General features: G+C 31.5%; 20 protein-coding genes. 15 read left to right on the top strand and 5 right to left on the bottom strand.

Features of this window, described 5'->3' with window-relative positions; genetic code table 11:
- Nucleotides 1-27 precede the first annotated feature (27 nt).
- From DKT72_RS18470 to DKT72_RS01140, 9 genes are all read left to right on the top strand, one after another.
- Nucleotides 28-213: a CcoQ/FixQ family Cbb3-type cytochrome c oxidase assembly chaperone gene (locus tag DKT72_RS18470; protein ID WP_111306885.1), complete on the top strand. Its 186-nt coding sequence runs from the start codon at nt 28-30 to the stop codon at nt 211-213.
- Nucleotides 210-1148, top strand: a complete 939-nt coding sequence (locus DKT72_RS01175) for a cbb3-type cytochrome c oxidase N-terminal domain-containing protein (RefSeq protein WP_111306884.1) — start codon at nt 210-212, stop codon at nt 1146-1148. The genes DKT72_RS18470 and DKT72_RS01175 overlap by 4 nt, the downstream gene beginning before the upstream one ends.
- A 131-nt stretch (nt 1149-1279) precedes the next feature.
- On the top strand, nt 1280-2704 hold the full coding sequence (gene ccoG, locus DKT72_RS01170) for a cytochrome c oxidase accessory protein CcoG (protein ID WP_111306883.1): 1425 nt from the start codon (nt 1280-1282) through the stop codon (nt 2702-2704).
- Nucleotides 2705-2904: 200 nt separating this feature from the next.
- Nucleotides 2905-3351, top strand: a complete 447-nt coding sequence (locus DKT72_RS01165; protein WP_111306882.1) for a FixH family protein — start codon at nt 2905-2907, stop codon at nt 3349-3351.
- Nucleotides 3352-3353: 2 nt separating this feature from the next.
- Nucleotides 3354-4055: a sulfite exporter TauE/SafE family protein gene (locus DKT72_RS01160; RefSeq protein ID WP_111306881.1), complete on the top strand. Its 702-nt coding sequence runs from the start codon at nt 3354-3356 to the stop codon at nt 4053-4055.
- Nucleotides 4056-4190: 135 nt separating this feature from the next.
- On the top strand, nt 4191-4865 hold the full coding sequence (locus DKT72_RS01155; protein ID WP_111306880.1) for a TetR/AcrR family transcriptional regulator: 675 nt from the start codon (nt 4191-4193) through the stop codon (nt 4863-4865).
- Nucleotides 4866-4867: 2 nt separating this feature from the next.
- Nucleotides 4868-6538 (top strand): peptidase domain-containing ABC transporter, encoded by a 1671-nt coding sequence (locus tag DKT72_RS01150; RefSeq protein WP_111306879.1) that lies wholly within the window; start codon nt 4868-4870, stop codon nt 6536-6538.
- On the top strand, nt 6531-7892 hold the full coding sequence (locus tag DKT72_RS01145; protein WP_111306878.1) for an HlyD family secretion protein: 1362 nt from the start codon (nt 6531-6533) through the stop codon (nt 7890-7892). The genes DKT72_RS01150 and DKT72_RS01145 overlap by 8 nt, the downstream gene beginning before the upstream one ends.
- Nucleotides 7889-9286 (top strand): TolC family protein, encoded by a 1398-nt coding sequence (locus DKT72_RS01140; protein WP_111306877.1) that lies wholly within the window; start codon nt 7889-7891, stop codon nt 9284-9286. Before DKT72_RS01145 ends, DKT72_RS01140 begins: the two co-directional genes overlap by 4 nt.
- Nucleotides 9287-9359: 73 nt before the next feature.
- On the opposite strand, the gene DKT72_RS01135 is transcribed toward DKT72_RS01140, so the two are convergent.
- Both DKT72_RS01135 and hemN read right to left on the bottom strand, forming a co-directional pair.
- Nucleotides 9360-10193, bottom strand: a complete 834-nt coding sequence (locus DKT72_RS01135; RefSeq protein ID WP_111306876.1) for a universal stress protein — start codon at nt 10191-10193, stop codon at nt 9360-9362.
- Between the two features lie 15 nt (nt 10194-10208).
- The gene (hemN, locus tag DKT72_RS01130; RefSeq protein WP_111307041.1) at nt 10209-11573 is read right to left on the bottom strand and encodes an oxygen-independent coproporphyrinogen III oxidase; all 1365 of its coding nucleotides are present in this window, start codon (nt 11571-11573) and stop codon (nt 10209-10211) included.
- A gap of 126 nt (nt 11574-11699) precedes the next feature.
- On the opposite strand from hemN, the gene DKT72_RS01125 reads away from it, so the two are divergent.
- From DKT72_RS01125 to DKT72_RS01110, 4 genes are all read left to right on the top strand, one after another.
- Nucleotides 11700-12269 (top strand): superoxide dismutase family protein, encoded by a 570-nt coding sequence (locus tag DKT72_RS01125; protein WP_111306875.1) that lies wholly within the window; start codon nt 11700-11702, stop codon nt 12267-12269.
- A gap of 90 nt (nt 12270-12359) precedes the next feature.
- Nucleotides 12360-12890, top strand: a complete 531-nt coding sequence (locus DKT72_RS01120) for an RNA polymerase sigma factor (RefSeq protein WP_111306874.1) — start codon at nt 12360-12362, stop codon at nt 12888-12890.
- 1 nt (nt 12891) lies between these two features.
- On the top strand, nt 12892-13695 hold the full coding sequence (locus DKT72_RS01115; protein ID WP_111306873.1) for an anti-sigma factor: 804 nt from the start codon (nt 12892-12894) through the stop codon (nt 13693-13695).
- Nucleotides 13696-14153: 458 nt separating this feature from the next.
- Nucleotides 14154-14972 (top strand): alpha/beta hydrolase, encoded by an 819-nt coding sequence (locus DKT72_RS01110; RefSeq protein WP_111306872.1) that lies wholly within the window; start codon nt 14154-14156, stop codon nt 14970-14972.
- A 176-nt stretch (nt 14973-15148) separates the two neighbouring features.
- Here DKT72_RS01110 and DKT72_RS01105 read toward each other — a convergent pair whose 3' ends face one another.
- Entirely contained in the window at nt 15149-17383 is a 2235-nt protein-coding gene (locus tag DKT72_RS01105) for a TonB-dependent receptor (RefSeq protein ID WP_111306871.1), read from the bottom strand.
- Nucleotides 17384-17795: 412 nt separating this feature from the next.
- Between DKT72_RS01105 and DKT72_RS01100 the strand changes: the two genes are divergently transcribed.
- Nucleotides 17796-18968: an LETM1-related biofilm-associated protein gene (locus tag DKT72_RS01100; protein ID WP_111306870.1), complete on the top strand. Its 1173-nt coding sequence runs from the start codon at nt 17796-17798 to the stop codon at nt 18966-18968.
- 185 nt (nt 18969-19153) lie between these two features.
- On the opposite strand, the gene DKT72_RS01095 is transcribed toward DKT72_RS01100, so the two are convergent.
- The gene (locus DKT72_RS01095; protein WP_111306869.1) at nt 19154-19609 is read right to left on the bottom strand and encodes a hypothetical protein; all 456 of its coding nucleotides are present in this window, start codon (nt 19607-19609) and stop codon (nt 19154-19156) included.
- Between the two features lie 349 nt (nt 19610-19958).
- Here DKT72_RS01095 and lpxD point away from each other — a divergent pair, with 349 nt between their 5' ends.
- Complete coding sequence (gene lpxD, locus DKT72_RS01090; RefSeq protein WP_111306868.1) at nt 19959-20954, top strand: UDP-3-O-(3-hydroxymyristoyl)glucosamine N-acyltransferase; 996 nt, start codon at nt 19959-19961, stop codon at nt 20952-20954.
- A gap of 59 nt (nt 20955-21013) precedes the next feature.
- Here the strand turns inward: lpxD and DKT72_RS01085 are convergent, their stop codons facing one another.
- Nucleotides 21014-23782 (bottom strand): M16 family metallopeptidase, encoded by a 2769-nt coding sequence (locus tag DKT72_RS01085; RefSeq protein WP_111306867.1) that lies wholly within the window; start codon nt 23780-23782, stop codon nt 21014-21016.
- Between the last annotated feature and the right edge of the window lie 166 nt (nt 23783-23948).

The raw sequence follows: 23948 nt of genomic DNA, 5'->3' as shown, positions 1-23948 counted from the left end.
AACCATTAACCAAAATCCAAAAACATCATGTTAAAATTTGTAAAAGGTCATATGGAAAGCATAACGGGTATAGAGATTTACCCTATCATTTCCCTTCTTATCTTCTTTAGCTTTTTTGTTATACTTTTTTTATGGGTATTTACAGCTAAAAAAGACTACATCAATACTGTAAGTCATATTCCATTAGATAACCAAAACGACACAGAGCTATGAGACATTTAATACCATCTTGGATACGCGTTCCTGTTGTATTCTTTATCATTTTCGGATTAACAGAATATGTTATCGATTCTGGAGACAAACCAGCATTTATAGTATATCCAGCCGTTTTGTTATTTCTTTTTTTAGTGCTTCTTATCATAATTGCCATAGAAGCCATCGTTGGTGCTTTAGAAAATATCATGCTGTTTAAGTTAGATGAAGACGCAAAAGCACGCTTTTTAGCCGAAAAAAATAAAGCATACCAATTTACATGGATAAAAAAAATCTATAAAAAACTTTTGGGCGCCAAACCAATTGAAGAGGAAAGCGAGATTATTTTAGACCATAATTATGATGGTATAAAAGAATTAGACAATGCTTTACCACCTTGGTGGCTGTATGGTTTTTATATTTCAATCATTTTTGCCGCTGTTTATCTTTTAAGATTTCATGTATTCAATGGAGACAATCAATACGAAGAATTAAAAAGTGACATAGCTAAAGCAGAAAAAGAACACGAAGAATACTTAAAAACAGCTAAAGATTTAGTAGATGCCAATACAGTAACCCTACTTACAGATGCTGCAGATTTAAACGCTGGAAAAGCCATTTTTGAAACCACTTGTGTTGCTTGCCATATGATTGATGGAGGTGGTGGTATTGGTCCCAATTTAACTGATAAATACTGGATTATTGGTGGCGATATCAAAAATGTATTTCACACTATCTCTGAAGGCGGTCGTTCTGGCAAAGGTATGATAGCTTGGAAAACCCAATTAAAACCAGCTCAAATTGCACAAGTAGCTAGTTATGTTTTGAGCCTTCAAGGGACAACACCAGCAAATCCAAAAGAACCACAAGGTGATCTTTGGGGTGAAGACACTTCAGAAGAAATCCCAAATCAAATCAAAACAGATTCGATACAACAAGTAGTGACTAATCAGTAGGGTGTCAGTTCGAGTGTTCCGATGTTTCTATCGGAAGGGATGGAGGGCAGATTTAAAATGCTTCGATGCTGAATTTTCAGAAAATGAAAGTTTCACTCGACATGACAACAACTTAGAAAACAAAAAAAAAATTGGAAACACCAGAAAACGAACTATTTAGAGATTCCATTGGTACCGTTACCAGTGAAGGCAAACGTGCTTGGGTATTTCCTAAAAAACCAAGCGGTAAATTCTATAAATACAGAAAGTTAGTAAGCTATGTCCTGTTAATATTTTTACTAGCGGCACCGTTTATAAAAATAAATGGCAATCAATTTTTAATGTTTAATGTTTTAGAACGCCGCTTTAATATTTTTGGTTTTCCATTTTGGCCACAAGATTTTTTCTTATTTGTCATTTCCATGATTATTGGTGTTGTGTTCATCACCTTGTTTACTGTGGCTTTCGGACGCATTTTTTGTGGCTGGATTTGTCCGCAAACCATATTCATGGAAATGGTTTTTCGACGAATTGAATATTGGATTGAAGGCGATAGAGGGAAACAAATCCGCCTATCCAAACAACCTTGGAATGCGGAAAAAATAAGAAAAAAAGGATTAAAATTAATTATTTTCCTTTTTATTTCTTTTGTAATTGCCAACGTGTTTTTAGCTTACTTGATTGGGAGTGACAAACTGATTAGTTATATAACGGACAGCCCACTTAACCATATAAGTACCCTCATATCGTTACTCATTTTTACAGCAGTTTTTTACTTTGTGTTTGCGTGGTTTAGAGAACAGGTATGTATTATTGCGTGTCCTTATGGTAGACTACAAGGCGTTCTGTTAGATAACAAATCTATTGTGGTAGCATACGACCATAAACGTGGTGAAGGTGAACATGGCAGAAAAAAAATCAAAAAAAATGAAGATAGACAGGCACTAGGATATGGTGATTGTATTGATTGTTTTCAATGCGTGCATGTGTGCCCTACGGGAATAGATATTAGAAACGGTACACAGCTAGAATGTGTTAACTGCACCGCTTGTATTGATGAATGTGATTCCATTATGGAAAGTGTCAATCTTCCAAAAGGATTAATTAGATATGCTAGTGAAGATAATATCGAGAAAAAAACGCCTTTTAAATTAACAGCAAGAATGAAAGGTTACATAGCCGTTCTTACCATTTTAATTGGTTTACTAACAGGTATGTTATTTTTAAGAAACGACTTAGAAGCTACTATTTTAAGACTTCCAGGGCAATTATACGAACATAAAGCAAATAATATAATAAGCAACGTATTTACCTATAAATTAGTAAATAAAACAACGAGCACTATTAATGATGTACATTTTGAATTAATGTCACACAAAGGCGTTTTAAAATTGGTATCAACAACCAATCGTTTTAATGTGCCAGGTCAAGAAATTTCGGAAGGCACCTTGTTTGTTGAAATTAATAATGCCGCCCTATCGGGTGATAGAAATAAAATTAAAATTGGTGTATATGCTGGCGATAAACTTATTGAAACAACCACCGCCAATTTTTTAGGCCCTAGAAGTTATAGATAGTTGTTGGTTTTGGGTTGCTGGGGTTTGTATGTTATATTTAAAAGTTGGACATAATTGTTGTTATGAAAAAATAGAACTTAGCATAATCTATTTCAATGAAGAAGATGACCATAGCAAATAAGACATTTATTTCAAAATGCTATAAAAGTAAAATGAATATTAACTAAAAAGATTCCTGCCTACGTAGGAATGATAAGATTATGAAAGTAAATTGGGGAACAAGTATCGTACTAGCATTCATAGGATTTATAAGCTTTATTATGTATTTTATAATTACGTTGAATGTGAATGATAAATATGAATATGATTTGGTTACCGAAGACTATTACAAAGATGAACTGGCATACCAAAGTAATATTGATAAATTGAATAGCGCAAAAAAGCTTGAGGAGAACATTAGTTACAAATTAACTGCTGAAGGTTTACTAATTGAATTCCCAAAAAGCTTTGATGTAAAAAAAATAACTGGACATGTGTTCCTATACAGACCATCTAACAAACACTTAGATTTTGATACTATTATATCATTATCTAAACCCTTTTTGCTCATACCTAACAATCGTTTGGTAGATGGTCGCTGGAACATAAAAATAGATTGGCAATATAATGGACAATCTTATTTATTCCAAGAATCCATAAATTATTAAACATGCTACTATCTGCATTTGTATTTGGTTTATTAGGAAGCTTTCATTGTGTGGGTATGTGTGGCCCTATTGCTTTTATGCTTCCCGTTACCAGAACAAATACGTATGCAAAAATATTACAAATCTCACTTTATCATTTAGGAAGGCTTCTAGCTTATAGCATTATTGGATTTGCCTTTGGGCTTATTGGAAAAAGCCTATATCTTTTTGGGTTTCAACAACAGTTATCTATTATTATTGGGTTGTTAATGATTATTGTTATATTGATTCCTTTTAAAACATTCAGTAAATACAACTTTTCTAAACCTGTTTTGAAAATAATTTCTAAAATTAAATCGGCCTTAGGATTAGCCTTAAAAAGAAAAACACCAGAAACCTTTTTAACGATTGGGTTTTTAAATGGTTTTTTACCTTGTGGATTGGTTTATATGGCTGTTTTTGCTGCCATTACCAGTGGGAATGCATTAGGTGGCAGTTTGTATATGGCAATTTTTGGTTTAGGGACTATTCCTTTAATGACTAGTGCTATATATTTTAGCAACTTTTTAAAAGGTAAGGCCAGACAAAAAATACAAAGAGCGATTCCTGCTGTTGTTGTTATAATAGGGTTGTTATTTATTCTTCGTGGTTTGGGATTGGGTATTCCTTACCTATCCCCTGCTCCAATAAACCAGACTATTTCAAGTAATATTGATTGCCATTAATCAATTTTTTCTTTATTTAAGAGAATATTTCAAAAATTGAAAAAAATAATTAAAAGTTAAATTTATTATAAAATTATATTTTTATTTTCAAAAATGATAGTAATACTATTATATTTGAAAATAAAATATTCAGTTATGAAAAATTTACTATCAAATTTAAAAATTGCGGTACCGGAAAAAATTTATGTAAAAGATCCAGAATCTTCAATATTAGGAAAACGTATCATTGAGCATAGCATAATTTTAATTAATGACATTGGTTTTGACTCTTTTACATTTAAAAAATTAGGAGAAAAAATAGGATCTAATGAAAGTTCTATTTATCGCTATTTTGAGAGTAAACACAAACTACTTTTATATATATCTTCTTGGTATTGGGCATGGGTAGAGTACCAATTAGTTTTTGAAACTCATAGTATTTCTAATGACAAAGACAAGCTAATAAAAGCCATCGAAATTGTTTGTAGGACCATTAAAGAAGACATCATCTTTCCACATATTAATAAAGGTGCCCTAAATAATATTATAATAAATGAAAATTCAAAATCCTTTTTAACAAAAGAAGTTGATCAAGAAAATAAGGAGGGCTATTTCATTATATATAAGCGTATTGTAGAAAGAATAAAGGACATGATATTAAATGCTGCTCCAAATTATGAATTTGCATCTTCTTTAGCAAGCACAATTATAGAAGGTAGTTTACATCAGCATTTTTTAAAGGATCATTTCGCATCAATAACCAATTGCAACCAACATATAACCCCTTCTGTGTTTTTTATAAATCTTGCCATAAACACTTTAAAATTATAATTATGGGAGAACCTAAAACAACACCTTGGCAGCGTTTAATTGGATTAATAAAATTAGAAAAAAGGGATATTCTACAAATATTTTATTATGCAATTTTCTCAGGTATTGTTGCCTTATCACTTCCGTTAGGAATTCAAACAATTATTAATTTAATACAAGGTGCTCAAATATCCACATCATGGATAGTACTCGTGATTTTGGTAACCCTGGGTGTCGCTTTCTCTGGAGCTTTACAACTCATGCAACTGCGTATTATTGAAACCATACAGCAACGTATTTTTACACGCTCTTCCTTTGAGTTAAGTTATAGATTCCCGAAAATTAAAACAATAGAATTACGTAATTACTATCCCCCAGAATTAGCAAACCGCTTTTTCGATACTTTAACTATTCAAAAAGGGTTATCTAAAATACTTATTGATGTACCAACGGCTCTTTTGCAAATTTTGTTTGCATTAGTATTGTTATCGTTTTATCATCCTTTTTTTATCATTTTTGGGATATTATTACTTCTTCTGATATTCATAGTTTTCAAATTTACAGCCAAAAGAGGTTTAGAGACTAGTTTAATGGAATCTAAAAACAAATACAAAGTTGCTCATTGGATTCAAGAAATTGCCCGAAGTGTTACCAGTTTTAAACTTTCAGGAAATACAAGCTTGGCATTAGGCAAAAACGATTATTTGGTATCTAATTATTTAGAATCTAGAGAAAGTCATTTCAAGGTTTTAATGATGCAGTTTATTCAAATGGTTAGTTTTAAAGTAATTGTTACAGCAAGTTTACTACTAATTGGTGGAGCATTAGTTCTAAATCAACAGATGAATATTGGGCAATTTGTAGCCGCAGAAATTATTATCTTATTAATCATTGCATCTGTGGAAAAACTGATTCTTGGGCTAGAACCTTTCTATGATGTTTTAACATCTATTGAAAAATTAGGAGAAATAGTTGATAAAGACATAGAAGACCAAAAAGGCGAAAAACCAATTTTTAAAGGAGATATTAATATAGAACTAAATGAGGTTTCATATAGAGTTGCAGATAGAGATAGCCCTATACTTTATAATATATCTTTAAATATAAATTCAAAAAGTAGAATTTTAATTTTAGGCGAAAGTGGATCGGGTAAATCTACTCTATTGCGTCTTATTGCTGGTATTACAGAACCAACCGCTGGCTATATTTATATTAACAATCTATCCTTAAACAGCTTAAATTTAAATCATTATCGCGCAGAATTAGGCTTGTCGCTAACGGAAGAATCACCATTTGATGGTTCCATAAAAGAAAATTTAACTTTTGGAAACCCAAACATAACTGATGATGCCATTTTTGATGTTTTAAAGAAAGTTGGGCTCATGGACTTTATAAAAGAACAAACTAAAGGCTTACAAACAATTTTAAATGCTGATGGAAAACAGATGTCTCATACCGTATCTAAAAAAATTATTTTAGCCAGAGCTATTTTAAAAAAACCTAAATTACTTATTCTAGAAGATGCCCTAGACAGATTTAATCCAACTGAAACTAATGCTATTATAGATTATATATCACATCCAGACAGACCTTGGGCACTTATCGTAGTTAGTGGCAACGCTAGTTGGAAATCTAAATGCTCACAAATAATTCAATTAGAAAAAGGTGAAATTAAAAACATAGACTATGCTTAATATATCTCACAATACGATAAACCATCATGTGGATTTAGATAAATTTAAGTCTACCCAACATATATTTAACAAACCTTATTACAAACAATTCAACAAATTCTTACTAGCTATTGCTATTATTGTTTTAATCGTCCTTTTTTTACCCTGGACACAAAATATTACTGGGCAAGGTCAAGTAACGACTTTAAAACCCAATCAACGTCCACAAACCATACAATCTCAAATACCTGGCCGTATAGAAGAGTGGTTTGTAAATGAAGGTGACTTTGTGAAAGAAGGAGATACTATACTACGAATTTCAGAAATTAAAAGCGAATATTTTGATGAAAAATTAGTAGAAAGAACTAATGAGCAGATTATAGCAAAATCATCTTCTGTAGATGCTTATCAAGGTAAAGTACAAGCATTAAATAGGCAAGTTTCTGCTTTATTAAGTGAGCAAAAACTAAAGTACCAACAAACACAAAACAAGTTGATGCAAGCCCATTTAAAGGTAAAAAGCGACAGCATAGATTTTCAAGCCGCTAAAACAAATATAGAAATTGCAGAACGCCAATTCAATCGTACACAAACTTTGCAAGAGGAAGGTCTAAAAGCTGTTAAAGATGTAGAAGAAAAACGTCTAAAACTTCAAGAATCTCAAGCTAAATTAATCTCACAAGAAAACAAATATTTAGCAAGTAAAAACGAAATAATCAATGCACAAATTGAATTATCTAGAATTAACGCCGAATATGCCGATAAAATTTCGAAAGCACAAAGTGATATGTTTACAGCAAAATCTAGCGGATTTGATGCCCAGGCACAAGTTACAAAATTAGAAAACGAGTATACAAATTATACAAAACGAAACAGCTTATTATACATTACTGCGCCACAAAGTGGCTATATAAATAAAGCATTAACAGGTGGTATCGGTGTTAACTTTAAAGAAGGAGAAGCATTGGTAGGCATCATGCCTAAACAATTTGATTTAGCCGTAGAAACCTATGTAAGACCTATTGATTTGCCCCTTTTGCATATTGGAGAAAAAGTGCGTGTTCAGTTTGATGGTTGGCCTGCTATTGTATTTAGTGGTTGGCCCAACGCAAGCTATGGAACTTATGGTGCTAAAATAGTAGCCATTGAAAACTTTATCAGCAGCAATGGCAAATATAGAATATTATTAGCCCCAGATGAAACTGATTACAAATGGCCTGAAGCAATACGTGTTGGCTCTGGAGCGCGCACTATTGCACTTTTAGAGAATGTACCTATTTGGTTTGAACTATGGCGACAAATAAACAGTTTCCCCCCCAATTATTACCAACCCCAAGGCAATATTGAAACCACCTCTAATAAAGATAAAAAATGAGAGTTTTTTTATTAACTATATGCTTTTCTTTTAGCCTTTTCTCATTTGCTCAAAACGATAGTATATCTATAATTAGCCTATCGGAATATTTGGGTTATGTAAAGTCTTTTCACCCCATTGTAAAGCAAGCTAATTTACGTATTAATGAAAGTGAAGTCAAGCTTATGAAGGCTCGTGGAGCATTCGACCCCAAACTGGAAACAGATTATGATCGAAAAAAATTCAAGGATACCGAATATTATGATAAGTTGAATGCCACATTTAAAATACCTACTTGGTATGGCGTTGAACTAAAAGGCAGTTTTGAAGATAATAAAGGTGTTTATTTAAGTCGAGAAGCTACCGTTCCAGAAGGCGGTCTGTACAGTGCTGGTGTTTCTATATCATTAGCCCAAGGACTTTTGGCCAACAAACGCATGACAATTTTAAAGCAAAGCAAATTATTTGTAGAACAAGCCAAAACCGATAGGCAATTATTGGTAAACAGTATTCTATATGATGCTACTCTAACCTATTTTAATTGGCTTAAGACCTATAATGAAAAACGTGTTTATGAAGATTTTTTAGAAAATGCCAACATGCGGTTTAATGGCATTAAAAAGAATTTTGAAGTAGGAGAAATGCCTGCAATTGATACTTTAGAAGCACGTATAGCATTAAATAATAGAAAATTAAATCTTGAAAAATCAAACATTAAATATATCAAAGCCTCTTTAGAGCTATCTAATTATTTATGGGTTGATGACAATACACCTATTGAAATTAAGGACCACGTTATCCCCGATATTAACTCTTTTGAGACTATTGATGAAACACTTAATACATCCTTACTAAATATTGAAGATTTAGATTTCGAGAATCATCCAAAGCTACAATCCCTAAATTATAAAGTTAAAAGTTTGACTCTGGAAAAACGTTTACAATTAAACAATTTACTTCCTAAAATAGATTTGCAGTATAATTTTTTATCACAAACCCCTGAAGTCGGTCAATCCTTTAGTACCTCTGCCTATAAAACCGGTTTGAATATTAGCTTTCCTCTATTTCTAAGAAAAGAACGTGCTGATTTAAAATTAGCCAAGCTTAAATTGTTAGATACAGAATTTGAAATTTTATCAACTAAAATCAATCTAAAAAACAAAATAGATGCAATTACCCAAGAACTAAATTCATTTATCAAACAAAATAACTATACTAAAACCATTGTTGCAGATTATAACACTATGCTCAATGCCGAGGAACGCAAATTCTTTTTAGGCGAAAGCTCTCTATTCTTGGTAAATTCAAGAGAATCCAAACTCATAGATGCTAAACTAAAAGCGATAGAACTAGAATATGATTTTTTTAAAACAAAGGCTACATTATTGAATATATTAGCACCCCCTATAGAATAAAAAAGAGCTATTATATCTCATTTCATATAATAACTCTTTTCTCAAAATTAAATTAACTAACCAACAAGTTAATTTAAATCTTAAATGTCATAACGGGAAGTTTGGAATGGTTTGCAATATCTTCACCTATACTACCTTCAAAAAAGTTTGATAGTCCTTTTCTGCCATGGGTTGGCATAATAATTAAATCAGCTCCAATTTTGTTAGAAAAGTTTAAAACGCCTTCTTCAACCGTATAATCAGAAACATACCGAACATCGTTCATTCTATCTAGATTCCTATCAGCCTTAGTAAAAAAATTAATTACAGTTTTTTCTATTTCAGTCGAACTTTTAAAGCTATTGTTAGGTAAGTTTACATGAACCATATGAAGTTTACATTTTAGCTTTTGCATCATATTAACGGCGTTTAAATAAGGTTTTATTGCTTCTACCGAAAAATCGCAAGCTAAAACAGCGGATTTAAAATTCACATTCAATAAATCTTTTTTCACAACCAAAACAGGTACCTCTGCATGTCTTACCACACGCTCTGTATTAGATCCAACAAATAAATCCAAAACACCACTTGTTCCATGAGAACCCATAACTATTAAATCGGCATCATGGCTTTTAACGATCTCATTAACTTCACTAAACACTTTAAAATGCTTAATAATTGGGGTTATTTTTATGTCTTTTAAATAATCTTTTTTAAGAAATGTTTCAAACCGTTGTTCTGCCAATCTAAAAAAGTATATGGTTTTTTCATCTATGATACCTTCAGAAGAGGTTAGCATAACATCTGCCATTTCCAACATATGTAATGCTAAAATTTCTGCTTTGTATGTTTTTGCTAACTTAGCTGCTGCTTTAAGAGCATATTCTGAATGCTCTGAAAAATCTATGGGAACTATAATTTTTTTCATGTGTCATTTTTAAAGTTAAACTGTCATTGAAAACAAATTGGTATTTGGTTGATTCCGTTGTAATAGCAAATCGAAAGCCATACAAATGTTTCTAACAAAAGGTTGACCTTTTTTTGTAACTTCGATACTATCTGAATTTATACGGATCAATCCATCCTTCTCCATTTCTTTTAAACGGGAAATAACCTCCGGAAGTTCCTTAAAATTAAAAGCTTTTGAAGACCAAGATGTTTTAAAACGGCTCATTAAGTTAAGAATATGCTTTCTAATAACCAAATCTTCTTCACTTAAAATATGGCCTCTATTTACTGGTAACATATTTTCTTTTAGTAAATGATAATAGGACTCAATACTTTTTTCATTTTGAGAAAAAGCATACAAACTATCACTAATAGCAGACACACCTAAGCCAATCATAACTTGTGTTTTTGATGGCGTATAGCCCATAAAATTTCTATGTAATTCCCCTTCAACCATCGATTGATATAAGGTATCGGTTGGCAATGCAAAATGATCCATGCCAATTTCGGTATACCCGACTTGTGTAAGTAACTTTTTACCTAATTCATATTGCTTACTTTTAATCTCTGGCGTTGGCAAATCTTCATCATTAAATCCACGCTGTCCATTACCTTTAACCCAAGGTACATGGGCATAACTATAAAATGCCAAACGGTCTGGTAGCAATTCCTTGGTTTTAAAAATAGTTTGTTCGACATTTTCTATGGTTTGAAAAGGCAATCCAAAAATAATATCATGGCTAATAGAGGTATAACCTATCTCTCTTGCTAGTTCCGTAACGTTCTTTACAGCTTCAAAAGACTGTATTCTATGAATGGCTTTTTGTACTGTTTCATTATAATCTTGGACGCCATAACTTACACGTCTAAAACCCACATCATATAAGGTTTGCAAATGCTCGCGTGTTGTGTTATTGGGATGACCTTCAAAACTAAATTCATAATTAACAGCTCGTTTTGAATTCATTAAAATGCCTTCTACCAAACGTTTTAAATTATCAGGACTAAAAAAAGTTGGGGTACCACCTCCAAGATGCATTTCTTTAATAATGGGCTTTTCATCAAATACATCTAAATATAAACTCCATTCTTTTAAAACGGCATTGATATAAACATCTTCCACATCATGTTGTTTAGTAATACGTTTATTGCAACCACAAAAGGTACACATGCTTTCACAAAAAGGCAGATGAATATAAATGCTTATACCTTCTTTATGGTTACTTTCGTTAAAAGATTTTATTAAAGACGACTTCCATTTCTTTAACGAAAACGTTTCCTGATTCCAATAAGGTACCGTTGGATAACTGGTGTATCGAGGTCCTGCTATATTATATTTTTGGATTAATGAATTTCGCATACCTAACATTTTATAAAATCAAAAGTAAAAGAGCTTAAGCTTTAAAAATATGATATAAGTCATATATAAATTTGTAATTGGATTTATAAAACAGTAATTTTAACGTAAATAATAAAAATATATAAAATGAGAAAATTAAGCTATATAATAATCTTAACGACCTTAAGCTTAGCTGCTTGTAAAAACGCAAAAAAAGAAGAACCTGTTATGGAAAGCGAAACTGTTGAAACAGAAACTTCTATGACCAAAGAATTAAGTGTTACACTAAACCCGAAAAGTGACAGCAATGTATCAGGCACAGTAACCTTTACTGAAGAAAACGGGATAGTGAGTATGCATGCTATGATAACTGGTTTAGAGCCAGGAGTACACGCTATCCATCTACACGAATCATCTGATTGTTCATCACCAGACGGAAAATCTACAGGAGGTCATTGGAATCCAACAAACCAACCACATGGTAAATGGGATGCCGAGACGGGGTATCATAAAGGTGATATCGGGAATTTTACCGCCGATGAAAATGGAAATGGCATGGTTATGTTCTCTACAGACGAATGGTGTATAGGATGCGAAGATGATACTAAAAACATTATTGGCAAAGGTATTATTGTACATGCAGGAACAGATGACTTTACAACCCAACCAACTGGCGATGCTGGTGGTAGAGTAAGTTGTGCTGGAATTATTGAATAATTAAATTATTGTCTGTAAAATTTAAAAGCTACTTTTTCGAGTAGCTTTTTTACTTAACATTCATTATTTTCGGAAATCTAAATTCTTTAAATGCAATTAGAAACCCTAGTAGAAAAATTTAAACAAAAAGACGAGAAAGCTTTTGAAGCTTTATACCATATGTACAGCAAAAGTATGCACGGCGTTATTTATAATATTGTTAGAGATAGCGATATTGCCGAAGAAGTTATGCAAGATGTTTTTGTTAAAGCATGGCATAACTCAGCAAACTACTCGTCTGAAAAAGGACGTTTTTTTACTTGGATACTCAATATTTCTAGAAACGCCGCCATCGATAAAACACGCTCTAAAAATTTCAAGAACTCAAAACAAAACCTTAATTCTGATTTTTTCGTAGATATCCTTGAAACCAGTGAAAGTTTAGACAATACAACCGACTCCATAGGTATTAAAAAGTTTGTGGGTAAACTTGCAGAAAAATGTAAACAAGTCATTGAACTTTTATATTTTAAAGGTTATACACAATCAGAAGTATCCGAAACACTTAATATGCCTATAGGAACTGTTAAAACAAGAAACAGACAGTGTATTCAAGAACTTAGAACCTTAGTATTAAAATAAAATGGATATTAAAGCATACATAGAATCGGGAATTTTAGAGCTATACGTAGCAGGTGCACTTTCTGAAAAAGAAAATAAAGATGTGTACAAGCTGATGCTAGAGCATCCCGAAATTTCACAAGAAGTTCTTGAAATCGAATCCGCTGTTATTAAATTAACTGAGTCTGTCTCTCAAAATGACATTACCAATCGCATTAACACTATTAAACAAAACTTAGATTTTGGCAACGATGATGTTAAAGTTGTCCCTATAGCTAAACCTAAATACAATTGGATTACTTATTCAGGTTGGGCAGCTTCCATTATTTTGGCAGCAGGCTTATTATGGACAACGAACCAAAACAAAGCATTAGAATCTAATATACAAACTGTTGAAACACAAAAATCTCAACTAGAAATCGAGGTTGAATATTCAAAAAATAATTTAAACCACGCCAAAACACTTATTTCTGTATTGCGGGATGAAACTATAACACAAGTACCATTAGCTGGGCAAGGTAATTTTGCAAGCACTCATGCTAAAGTGTATTGGGATAAAAATACTAAACGCATCTTTTTAGACGTAGAAGGTTTACCTGAACCACCAAAAGGCAAGGTATACCAAGTTTGGTCATTAACTTTAAATCCGCTTACACCTGTAAGTTTAGGAACACTTGACAATTTTACTACAAAGGAGAATAAAATTTTCGAAATTGAGAATTTAAACGAAAGCCAAGCTTTTGGCATTACTTTAGAGCCTACTGGTGGTAGTGAATCACCAACTATGGAGCAGCTTTATACTTTGGGAATTGTGGCTGCCACATAATATTTTTTCCATATCTATAAATTTTTTCATTAGTTAAGAAAAAAAAGCAATTTAGGTTGATTTTAAAACAAAGTTTCATCATATACCTCCCTTATTTTTGAAATTTCTATCACCTATTCTTATAGCTTTGTTTACAACAGCTTTACCTTTCTCTTTATTTAGGCTTTTACATCTATACTGTGTATGTACAATGGACTCCCATTCATTTGTTCATTTCACAAATCGCTTTAGCCTCGCCCTTATCGTTCTCAATCTTGACAACCGCCTTTTTGATAAGTATAAACACCTCTTTAATAATGTCTATTCCAAAAAATTTCCGTGTTTTATTCATAAGTACTAAATTTTGAAAGAAAGGCTACTTTTATTTCATTAACTTAAAATCGAAACCCTGGTCTTCCTGTATATAAAAAATCACTATTTTTAAACTTCTAAAAATTTTTTAACCAAAAGAACCAACTATGACCAAATTAAAAACGACACTTACACTTATAATCATTAATTTATTTCTTGTAACTACAGCAACGTCTCAAGTCGACACGTTATTGGTTTTCAGTAAAGCCATGAATAAAAATGTGCCCAACATGGTTATTACTCCAGAGAATTATGCAAGCAAAAATGAGAAGTTACCTGTATTGTATTTACTTCATGGTGCTGGAGGAAATTTTACCGATTGGATTTCTAAAGTACCCTTAGTACAAAAATATGCAACTGATTTTAATATGATAATTGTATGTCCCGATGGAGGTATTACCAGTTGGTATTTTGACAGCCCTATCGATAATACCATGAAGTATGAAACCTATGTTTCTAATGAATTAATTGCAGCTATTGATAAAAAATACAAAACCATACCCAACAAAAATGGTCGCGCCATTACGGGATTGAGTATGGGTGGGCATGGTGCTTTATATCTTGCTTTTAAACATCAAGATGTGTGGGGTACCGCTGGAAGTATGAGTGGTGGTGTCGATATTCGTCCGTTTCCTAATAACTGGGATATTAAAAAGCGCCTGGGAACTTACCCTGAAAACAAAGAGAATTGGGAAAAAAACAGCGTTATTAATTTAGTGTATTTACTTGATGGTGATTTAAAAATAATTATAGATTGTGGATATGATGATTTCTTTTTTGAAGACAACAAAAGACTCCATGAAAAATTGATAGAGAGAAATATCGCTCACGATTATATTGAAAGACCTGGTGTACACAATTGGAATTATTGGTCAAACTCTATTAAATACCAACTTGTTTTCTTTAATGATGCCTTTAAGCGATAGTTTAAATTTAACAATTCACTAGTTTTAGTAAAAAGAAAGTGTCCAATTATATTTCCACAATTGGACACTTTCAAACTAATAAAAAAGCAACATTAACATTTTAGGTTACCTTAAAATTAACTTTACACTTCATAAATTAATTCTCTCAAATTAATAGCCAACCACTATAAGTTTGTTTAAAATGTATAGGATATACTTCCTTTTATAAAAAAAGGGGTACCTGGTGTGAAATGAATTTCCTCTACAGATTGCACTTCATTTTGAAGTCGCGATTCTGTAGCAAACTGGGTTTCATTCCATTCTGTATTAAATACATTTTCTATAATGATGCTTAACGTTACATTTTTAATACTATAATTAGTATTAAAATCTGTCACAAAATACCCTTTAGCTACTATGCTATTATCTTCATTAGCAGGTCTATTATCAATATATCTATATCTTAAACCTCCAGAAAAACCATTCAGGTTATTAACCGAAATACCCCCTGCCATGGTAAAATCCGGAGCTAATGGTATATAGTTTTGTCCTTCTGGATCTTCTATACTTCTAGCTCTTGTGAATGTAGCATCTGTATCAAAAAATAGCCAATCATTAAATTGATATCTTAAACCTAAATCAGCACCATATCGCTCTGTTTTTCCACTTGGCTCAACAATACCTGCATCTCCAACATACACAAATTCTTGTTCTAGAAATAAATACCATAAAGCCGTATTAATAAATAATTTCGGGATTGGTTTCCAAACATCTCCAATATCTAAACCATAAGCTTTTGGCAAAATATCTTTACCCATATTGTTTACCACTACCCTAGTATCGTTGGAATGAAAACCTATACCCGATTTTAAGTAAAGTTGTAAATTGTCTTTGGCATCGTAGAAAAAATTAAGTTTTGGGCTTAAAATTGTTTTGTCTTCAGTTTGAGATTTATAACTAGTTTGCAATTTATCATTATACAGAAACTTAAAATAATCGAGTCTTAAAGCTGGAGCAACTCTTAGTTTGCCAAACTCGAATTCAGCATTTACAAAACCACTCATATTTGTTTGATTGATATCTCCCAACTGAATATTTTGCAATATTGTTGTTCTATTCAATGTTTTTGAAAGCTCTGTACCATTCATCATATCATATCTAAAGCCTAAACCACTCGTAAGTTTTAATGAAGTTTTGCCTAAAAATATATCGTAAGTTAAAGTAGAATTAAAACCAAAAACATCTCTGTCTTCTTTCTGTTTAATCTGATCGCCATTAATAGGATCCTCTAAAAAGAATGTAAAATTAGAGTACAGCTCAAAATCATAATGAGAATAAAATACATCAGTATTTAACGTTGTTCTTTCACTTACATATTTATTATAATCTATATTGAAATTGGTACGAGATGTATTACCGCCTTCAGTATCATCAATAGATCCAAACCTAGAAATATTACCGTTATCAACTTCGCGTTGTGGTATTTGTCCTGAGGCATCCCATCTACTAGTAAAATGAGAAAATGATAATGAAAGTTTATCATTTTCAGGTGAAAACATCATATATTTTCCAAAAATATTTAAGCGATTAAAATTTTGTGGCGACTCAAAAGGACCATCATTTACTAAATATTCTAGAGCTACATAAGCATTTTGATCTTTAACATCTTCTAAAAGATTAAACATTCCTAGGGTTCTTAATGAATTAAATTGTCCTATAGAAAGTGATATAGAACTTTCTTTAAGATAATCTTTAGTTGAAAAATCTACATAAGCCGCTGTGTTAAAATCACCTTTTTTGGCATAATATGGTCCTTTACCAAAATCTATATTATTAACAGTTTCTGGAATTAAAAAGTGTAAATCACTATACCCTTGCCCATGAGCATGAGATACCATATTTACTGGCATACCATCAACAGAAATTGAAATATCTGTTCCATGATCAATATCAAATCCTCTTAAAAAAAGTTGTTCCGCCTTACCACCTCCTGCATGTTGACCAATAATAAGTCCTGGAACTTTTCTCAATACTTCTTGAGATGAATTAACAGGGTTTGTATTTAAATCTAATTTAGAAATAGAACTTAAAGCATTTAATTGTTCTGTAATAACCATTTCTTGTAGTTGAAATGTTTTTTCTTGCAATACTATTTTGACTTTAGATTTGAAAGCTAATGAATCTAGTAAGATTGTTTTGCTTTCATAACCTAATAAGCTAATCCTCACACTATCATTAACTTTACTGTCATCAAGAATAAACGAACCATTTTCTAAAGAATGGGCATGGGTTTTAGAATTTAAATTATAAATATATACTGACTCTAATGGTTTATTGGTTTCATCAATTATAAAGCCATTTATTTGTTGTGAAAATGTAAAGCATGAAGCTAACAAAATCATAACAAATAGCAGCCGTTTAAAAATTTTCATGGTTACTGTTTTATTAAATGTTATGGATTTTTCGTCCCATTAACGGAACTAATTCAAAAGTACATTTTAATAATTCTCCTTTCAAATTTACAGCTTTCTTTATCCTAACATTTCTTTTATAAACCCAAGGCAAATAAAATAACACTTCTGGATGACAGGTTGTATTTAAACACATACTATGGTATAATTTGTAAAATTCCTTAATTCTAAATACACATCAAAATCATTTTTTATGTTTCTGAAATATTTATTTTATGGCACATAGTCTTACATTTTGTGTTCCCAGTAAAGAGAACAACTTCGCAAAATACTTACGAAATAATGAAAAGCCGGTTTTGTTAAAATCTTGTAAAAGTAAAAATTTGCAAATTTCATTCTGAAAGCATTACTTTTACTGCAAAAGAAATAAGCCATGAATCCTTCAGCTAATGGTTGGATAAAAAAATTACTCAAGGAAGTCGATAAAAACAATTCATTCTTGAATCTTCGTGAAATTGAATTTTATGATGCTTTAAGAACCAGTGGTTTTATTTATGGTAGTAACGTAGAAGTGATTGCTAATACCATTAAAAAAAATGATCTTACAGAAGAAGAGCTTTGTAAAATCAATTTACTCCTATCCTTTCTTTACATATATAACAGTTCTAATTCAAAACTTCCTGTTTTAGATACCATTGTAAATTTTTACAAAATCATTAATGAGCATAAAACATCCTTTTTTAGAGATTTTTTGGGAGATAAAAATTCTAATGAACTTCTTGAAAAAATAATAGATAAACGCATTCAAATTGATACGAATGTTATCACTAAAAACTTTAATTATTTTATCATTAATGCTTTACTTTATATAGATATATTGGCGTATCAAGAATATTTAAAAAACAAAAGCATTTCTATTAACCATATTAAAAATCTAGAAGCCTCAATTGCTTCCATTTCATTAGATACCTTAAATTCTAAAAAAATTAAAAATGATTATGACGAAAGTTTGATTAAACTTTTTGATTCATCATTACGCTATCAAGATGAAAAGCACTTAACATATACCGAGTCCATTGAAAACATAAGGAATACAACAGAAAAATATTATGTTTTAGATTTGGCATGTATGGCGACATGGAGTGATAGAAAAATTGATAAAAAAGAACAGCTGTTTTTAACCCAATTGGGAACAGATTTAAATATTGATAGCGAACTAATAAATAAATCCATTTCAGCTGTAAATCATTTTTATACCATTCACAAAAACGATATAGCATTATTGAGTTCTAAAAACATAGTTCATAGTTTTTACGACAACTCAAGTAAAATGGTAAAAAAATTAATTACAAGAAACAGCAAACGCCTATACCAAGAACTTAAGGATAGTAAAGAACTCATGGTATTACTCTCTCAGTCTACTTTAAGGGATTTAACCCCTAGTGAACAAAAAAAGGTACAAGAACAACTTTTAGATATTTTTAAATCCATCCCCAGCCTTGCTATTTTTTTGTTACCCGGCGGTGCGTTATTATTACCTTTAGTAATAAAATTTATACCTAAATTATTACCATCTGCTTTTGATGATAATAGAATTGAAGAGTAATATTTTTATATTTCCATTTATTTTGTTTGTAAATCTTATCTTTTAAAAAGATATATTCCCGAATTTGAATTTGAAATATTAATCTGTTTTTTTTTGTTACATCCAACATGATTTCCAACTAAATCAAAAATACCGTCTTATATATAATGACGGTATTATGGCAATCCATTATAACGTCATTGTTGTTAAAAACGAGATATTTCCGTATAACCAGAAGTATTAAAAAAATAGGTTCCTTCTTCAATTCCAGTCACTTTAACATTAAAATTGGAACCAGAAATTTCAGTTATTAAATACGTTATTCCATCTACCACAATATACCCAAGATTATAAAAACCTATAGTAATAGCTTTTCCTTTTGGATAGCAAACATTACCCGATGGGCCTAACCATATCACCATTTTTTTTCCATCTGCATCTTTGCCCAAATATTCGTATTGAAAATCTTTAGTATTTAAAAATTGCTTCTTATTTCCTGTCTTTTTAAAATTCGTATGGAATTTACTACTAAAAGAAGCTTCATTCAAATCATTGAAAATTGTGCCATAGGGCATTTTTATTTTCCACTTATTCCCCTCTGCAATGGTATATGAAGTATGTTCGTTCTTTTTAATGAAGGTATTCATTTGGATTTCCTTCATTTCTCCTTGGCAAAGTTGTTGCCAACTTTCATTAGGCAGAAAACTTTCTTCGGCTTGTATATTATGGAAATAATATCCTGATCCTTTAAAATCGTCGGTATTGCCCTGAAAAGAAATACGTTTTGCAGTATATATTGTTTTCTATAAATCATATGTTTTAATTCATTTTCTATGAAAATAGTGCTTTATATTTCCCACAAATTATAACTCATAACACTTAAATATATCTCCTCCATACATCTTTTTTCTTTTTGATAAAAACGTAATTAAATCTTTGTTAATTAGATTGTTCAATTATTTCCATTAGATTTACAACGACCTAACCAAACTTATATACAACAATACAATTATGAAGTCTTATACAATTAATGAAATTAATGACGTTTTAAAAGGCGAATTAATTGGACATACTACCCAACAAATTACAGGTCCGGAACACCTGAAAAAAGCGACAAAAAATCAAATTACTTTTATAGGAAGCTCAAAATATATCAAACATTGGATTACATCTGAATCCTGTGTTGTAGTTATAAACGATAATTTAATTTTAGAACCAAAAGAAAACTGTGTTATTATTAAAGTGAAAAATGCGGATTTGGCTATGGCTAAAATTTTAGAATTATTTAATCCTTCTCCGCCCGTGTTTGATAAAAATATTCATTCAACAGCTATTATTCATGAAACTGCCATTATAGGAAATAATTGTAAAATAGGTGCCCATTGTTATGTGGGCAAAGATGTGATTTTAGGCAATGGAGTGACATTATATCCGAATGTTTGTGTGTTTGACGAAACTATTATTGGTGACTTTACGGTTGTTTGGTCTGGAACTGTTATTAGAGAACGATGCATCATAGGAAATCACTGTATATTTCATACTAATGTAAGCATTGGTGCTGACGGATTTGGATATAGACCAAGTGAAGATGGTAGAGGATTAGTTAAAATTCCGCAAATAGGTAATGTGATCATTGGACATTATGTTGAAATTGGAGCTAACTCTTGCGTTGACAGAGCTAAGTTTAGTTCAACCATTATAGGAGATGGTTGTAAAATTGATAATTTGGTTCAAATAGCGCATAATAGTATTATGGGACGTTCTTGTATTATGGCAGGACATAGTGGATTAGCAGGCTCTGTAACGTTGGGAGATGGTGTTATTATTGGGGGAAGTGCTTCTATAAAAGACCATACAACCATACATTCTGGTGCTACGGTTGGTGCTGGTTCTGGTGTCGTAGGCGATGTACCAGCTGGGCAAACCGTTCTTGGCTATCCTGCACAGGAAGCAAGAGGAATGCTAAAACAATGGGTAACTATGCGAAAGTTGTGTAATAAAAGTTAGAAAAAGCATAAAAAAACCAGTTTATAATTATAAACTGGTTTTTTTTAATTACCTGATAATTAATCTACTTTTTTATCTATGTTTTTTATTTCAGCATCTTCAACAAAATCTCCAGCATTAATAACGGTCCAATTATCAAATGTTTTAAAGTATTTTTTTATAACCTTATTTACATCTTCAACAGTTAAACTGGTTAATTTGTCTTCAACTTGTTTATGAAACATCATATCTCTATCATAATATAAGTTATTATTGATAGTTTCCGTAAGTTCTCCATCTTTGGCTCTAGAAACATTTTCACCTTGAACCCAGCTTGTAATAGCTACTTTTAATTCGTCTTCTGTAATTCCATCTTTAATAAAACGAGCTATTTCTTCATTAAATCCAGTTTGAACTTTTACTGCATTTTCAGGAGCATATATCGCATATACTAATATTGAAGAGTTTTTGTCATTTTTATCTATATCAACACTAACTTGTGCGCCTGCACCATAGCTAACACCATCTTTTTGTCGCAACCTACTGGCGATTCTTGAATTTAAAAAACCTCCTCCTAAAATTTCTCCTGCAATTTGTAATGCTGCATAATCAGGACTATCTTGACTAACTTCAGTTTTTAATACACCAATGCTTATAGCATTCTTTTTATCTGGCGTTTTTATTTTTTTATTTACAACGGTATTTGGCATGAATTTGTTAGCTATGGGCGTATAGGGTTTATTAGATTTAAAATCTGAATATTCCTTTTCAAAATAATCTTTCAGTTTTTTTTCATCTATATTACCTATTGAAACTAATGTAGCACTATTAGAAATACCAAAAAAATCATTATAATAATCTTGTAATTTTTCAACAGTGACATCATTAATAGCTTCTATATCTTCTTCGATGGTTGTGGCATGTAGTGGATGGCCTTTGGGATAGTTTTGATTTAACAAACTCAATTCTTTACTTGCTAAAAACTGTGGATCTGTTTTGTTTTCCTCTATGGCCGCTAAATCTTGGGTCTTTAATTTCTCCAATTCTGCAGCGTCAAATTTTGGGTATTTTAACATATCGGTCATTAAAGCTAGGGCTTCCATTACATGTTCTTCCGTTGTATTAATCGTAGATGCTACTTTACCGTTTGAACCATTAAAAAAAACAGATGATTTTATAGCACTTAATTTATCTTCAATATCTTGTCTTGAATTATTTTGCGTCCCTTTGTTCAACATTCTTAAAGTATAATTAGCTACCTTACCTTTATTCATAAAATCATCTACATTACCATTTCTAATCATAAACCTTAAAGTGACACTCTTTCCGCGATTATCTTTTTTAATAAAGCCATATTCAATGGGTGTTTTTGAAAGCGTTCCAGAATCTAATCTGTTCTGGATATTTTCATAAGATACATCAAAGGCTTCACCAGCACCATAACCTTCTTTTCCTTTATAATTGGAAACCAATGCCTCCAACCCTTCGGTATGTTCAATCTCCACCCGAATTGGTTTTTTTGCAGGAACAAAATTACCAACTGTTCTATTGGTATTTATAAAATAACGCTGAATGGCATTATTAACTTTCTCTACAGTCATTTTTTCAACTCTGTCTCTAAGAATGAATGACAACCGCCAATCTCCAGCACCAATAAACTCACTCATATAGGTACCTAGATAAGAAGAGTTTCTAGCTATTTGGTCATATTGTTTTAATAAATTAGATTTAGCTCTGTTTAATTCTTCCTCTGTTATTGGGTTATCTTTTAATCCATCCAATGCAGATAACAAAGTGGTTTCTGCTTCAGATAAAGATTTGTCCGAAGGCACATCCACATTAAAATATATAAAAGAAGGTTCCTTTGTAAATGGTGAAAAAGACCAAATGGAAGATGCCTTTTTGCCATCAATTAATGTTTTGTATAATCTTCCGGAAGGTTGATCTGTTAAGATTTGTTCAGCAACGGCTATGGCCGCATAATCTTCATGTGAACCTGCAGGTGTATGATATAAAGCAGATAAAATTTGTAAATCTCCCACACGACTCAATGTGACTCTTTTTTCACCATCTTGAGCTGGTTCTACTGTAGGAACATCTCTTAAAGGCACATTTGGATTTTTAATAGCTGCAAATTTCTTTTCAATTAATGCTAAAACTTTATCTTTTTCAAATTTACCGGTTACCATTAGTACCGCATTATCTGGGCGATAATACTTTTTATAGAACGCCTGTAAGTTTTCTATTGGAACCCTCTCTATATCTGACTTATTACCAATTGTTGTGTTTCCATAATTATGCCACAAATAGGCTGCATTAATTACCTCATCCATTAAAACACTGGATGGTGAGTTTTCGCCGCTTTCAAATTCGTTTCTTACAACAGAAAACTCAGATTCTAAATCTTTTTTAGCAATATAGGAGTTCACCATTCTGTCCGCTTCCAAATCCAATGCCCATTCTAAATTTTCATCGTTGGCATTAAACGTCTCAAAATAATTAGTTCTGTCGTACCAAGTGCTTCCGTTAGGCCTGGCGCCATGGGCTGTTAATTCTTTGGGAATATCTGGATGTTTAGGGGTTCCTTTAAAAACCATATGCTCAAGTAAATGAGCCATCCCTTTTTCTCCATAACCCTCATGACGCGATCCTACCAAATAAGTCATATTGACTGTAATAGTTTGCGATGAATTATCAGGAAACAATAGCACTTTCAAACCATTTTCCAGTTTGTATTCTGTAATACCTTCAACCGATGCTGTCTCTTTAATTTGAGAATAAGTGATCGATGTAATTACCAGTGTAATACCTAGTATAAAACACTTGATTTTTTGATTGATGTTTTCCATAATAGTATGTTTTTTTTGGTTTAATAAATATAAAACTAAAATCTTTTATAGAGAACGGAAATATGAATTTTATTACATTCAGCTAAAAAAATTATCTCTTTGAAATGCCTTAAGATTTAGAGTTTTAAAAAACTCGTTCAATAAAAATAAGTTCAGTTTTTATTAC

It is taken from the genome of Confluentibacter sediminis, assembly GCF_003258355.1.
Classification (GTDB): Bacteria; Bacteroidota; Bacteroidia; order Flavobacteriales; family Flavobacteriaceae; genus Confluentibacter; species Confluentibacter sediminis.
Note: the sequence above shows the minus strand (reverse complement) of the source record. Positions and strands in the feature narration are given on the sequence as shown.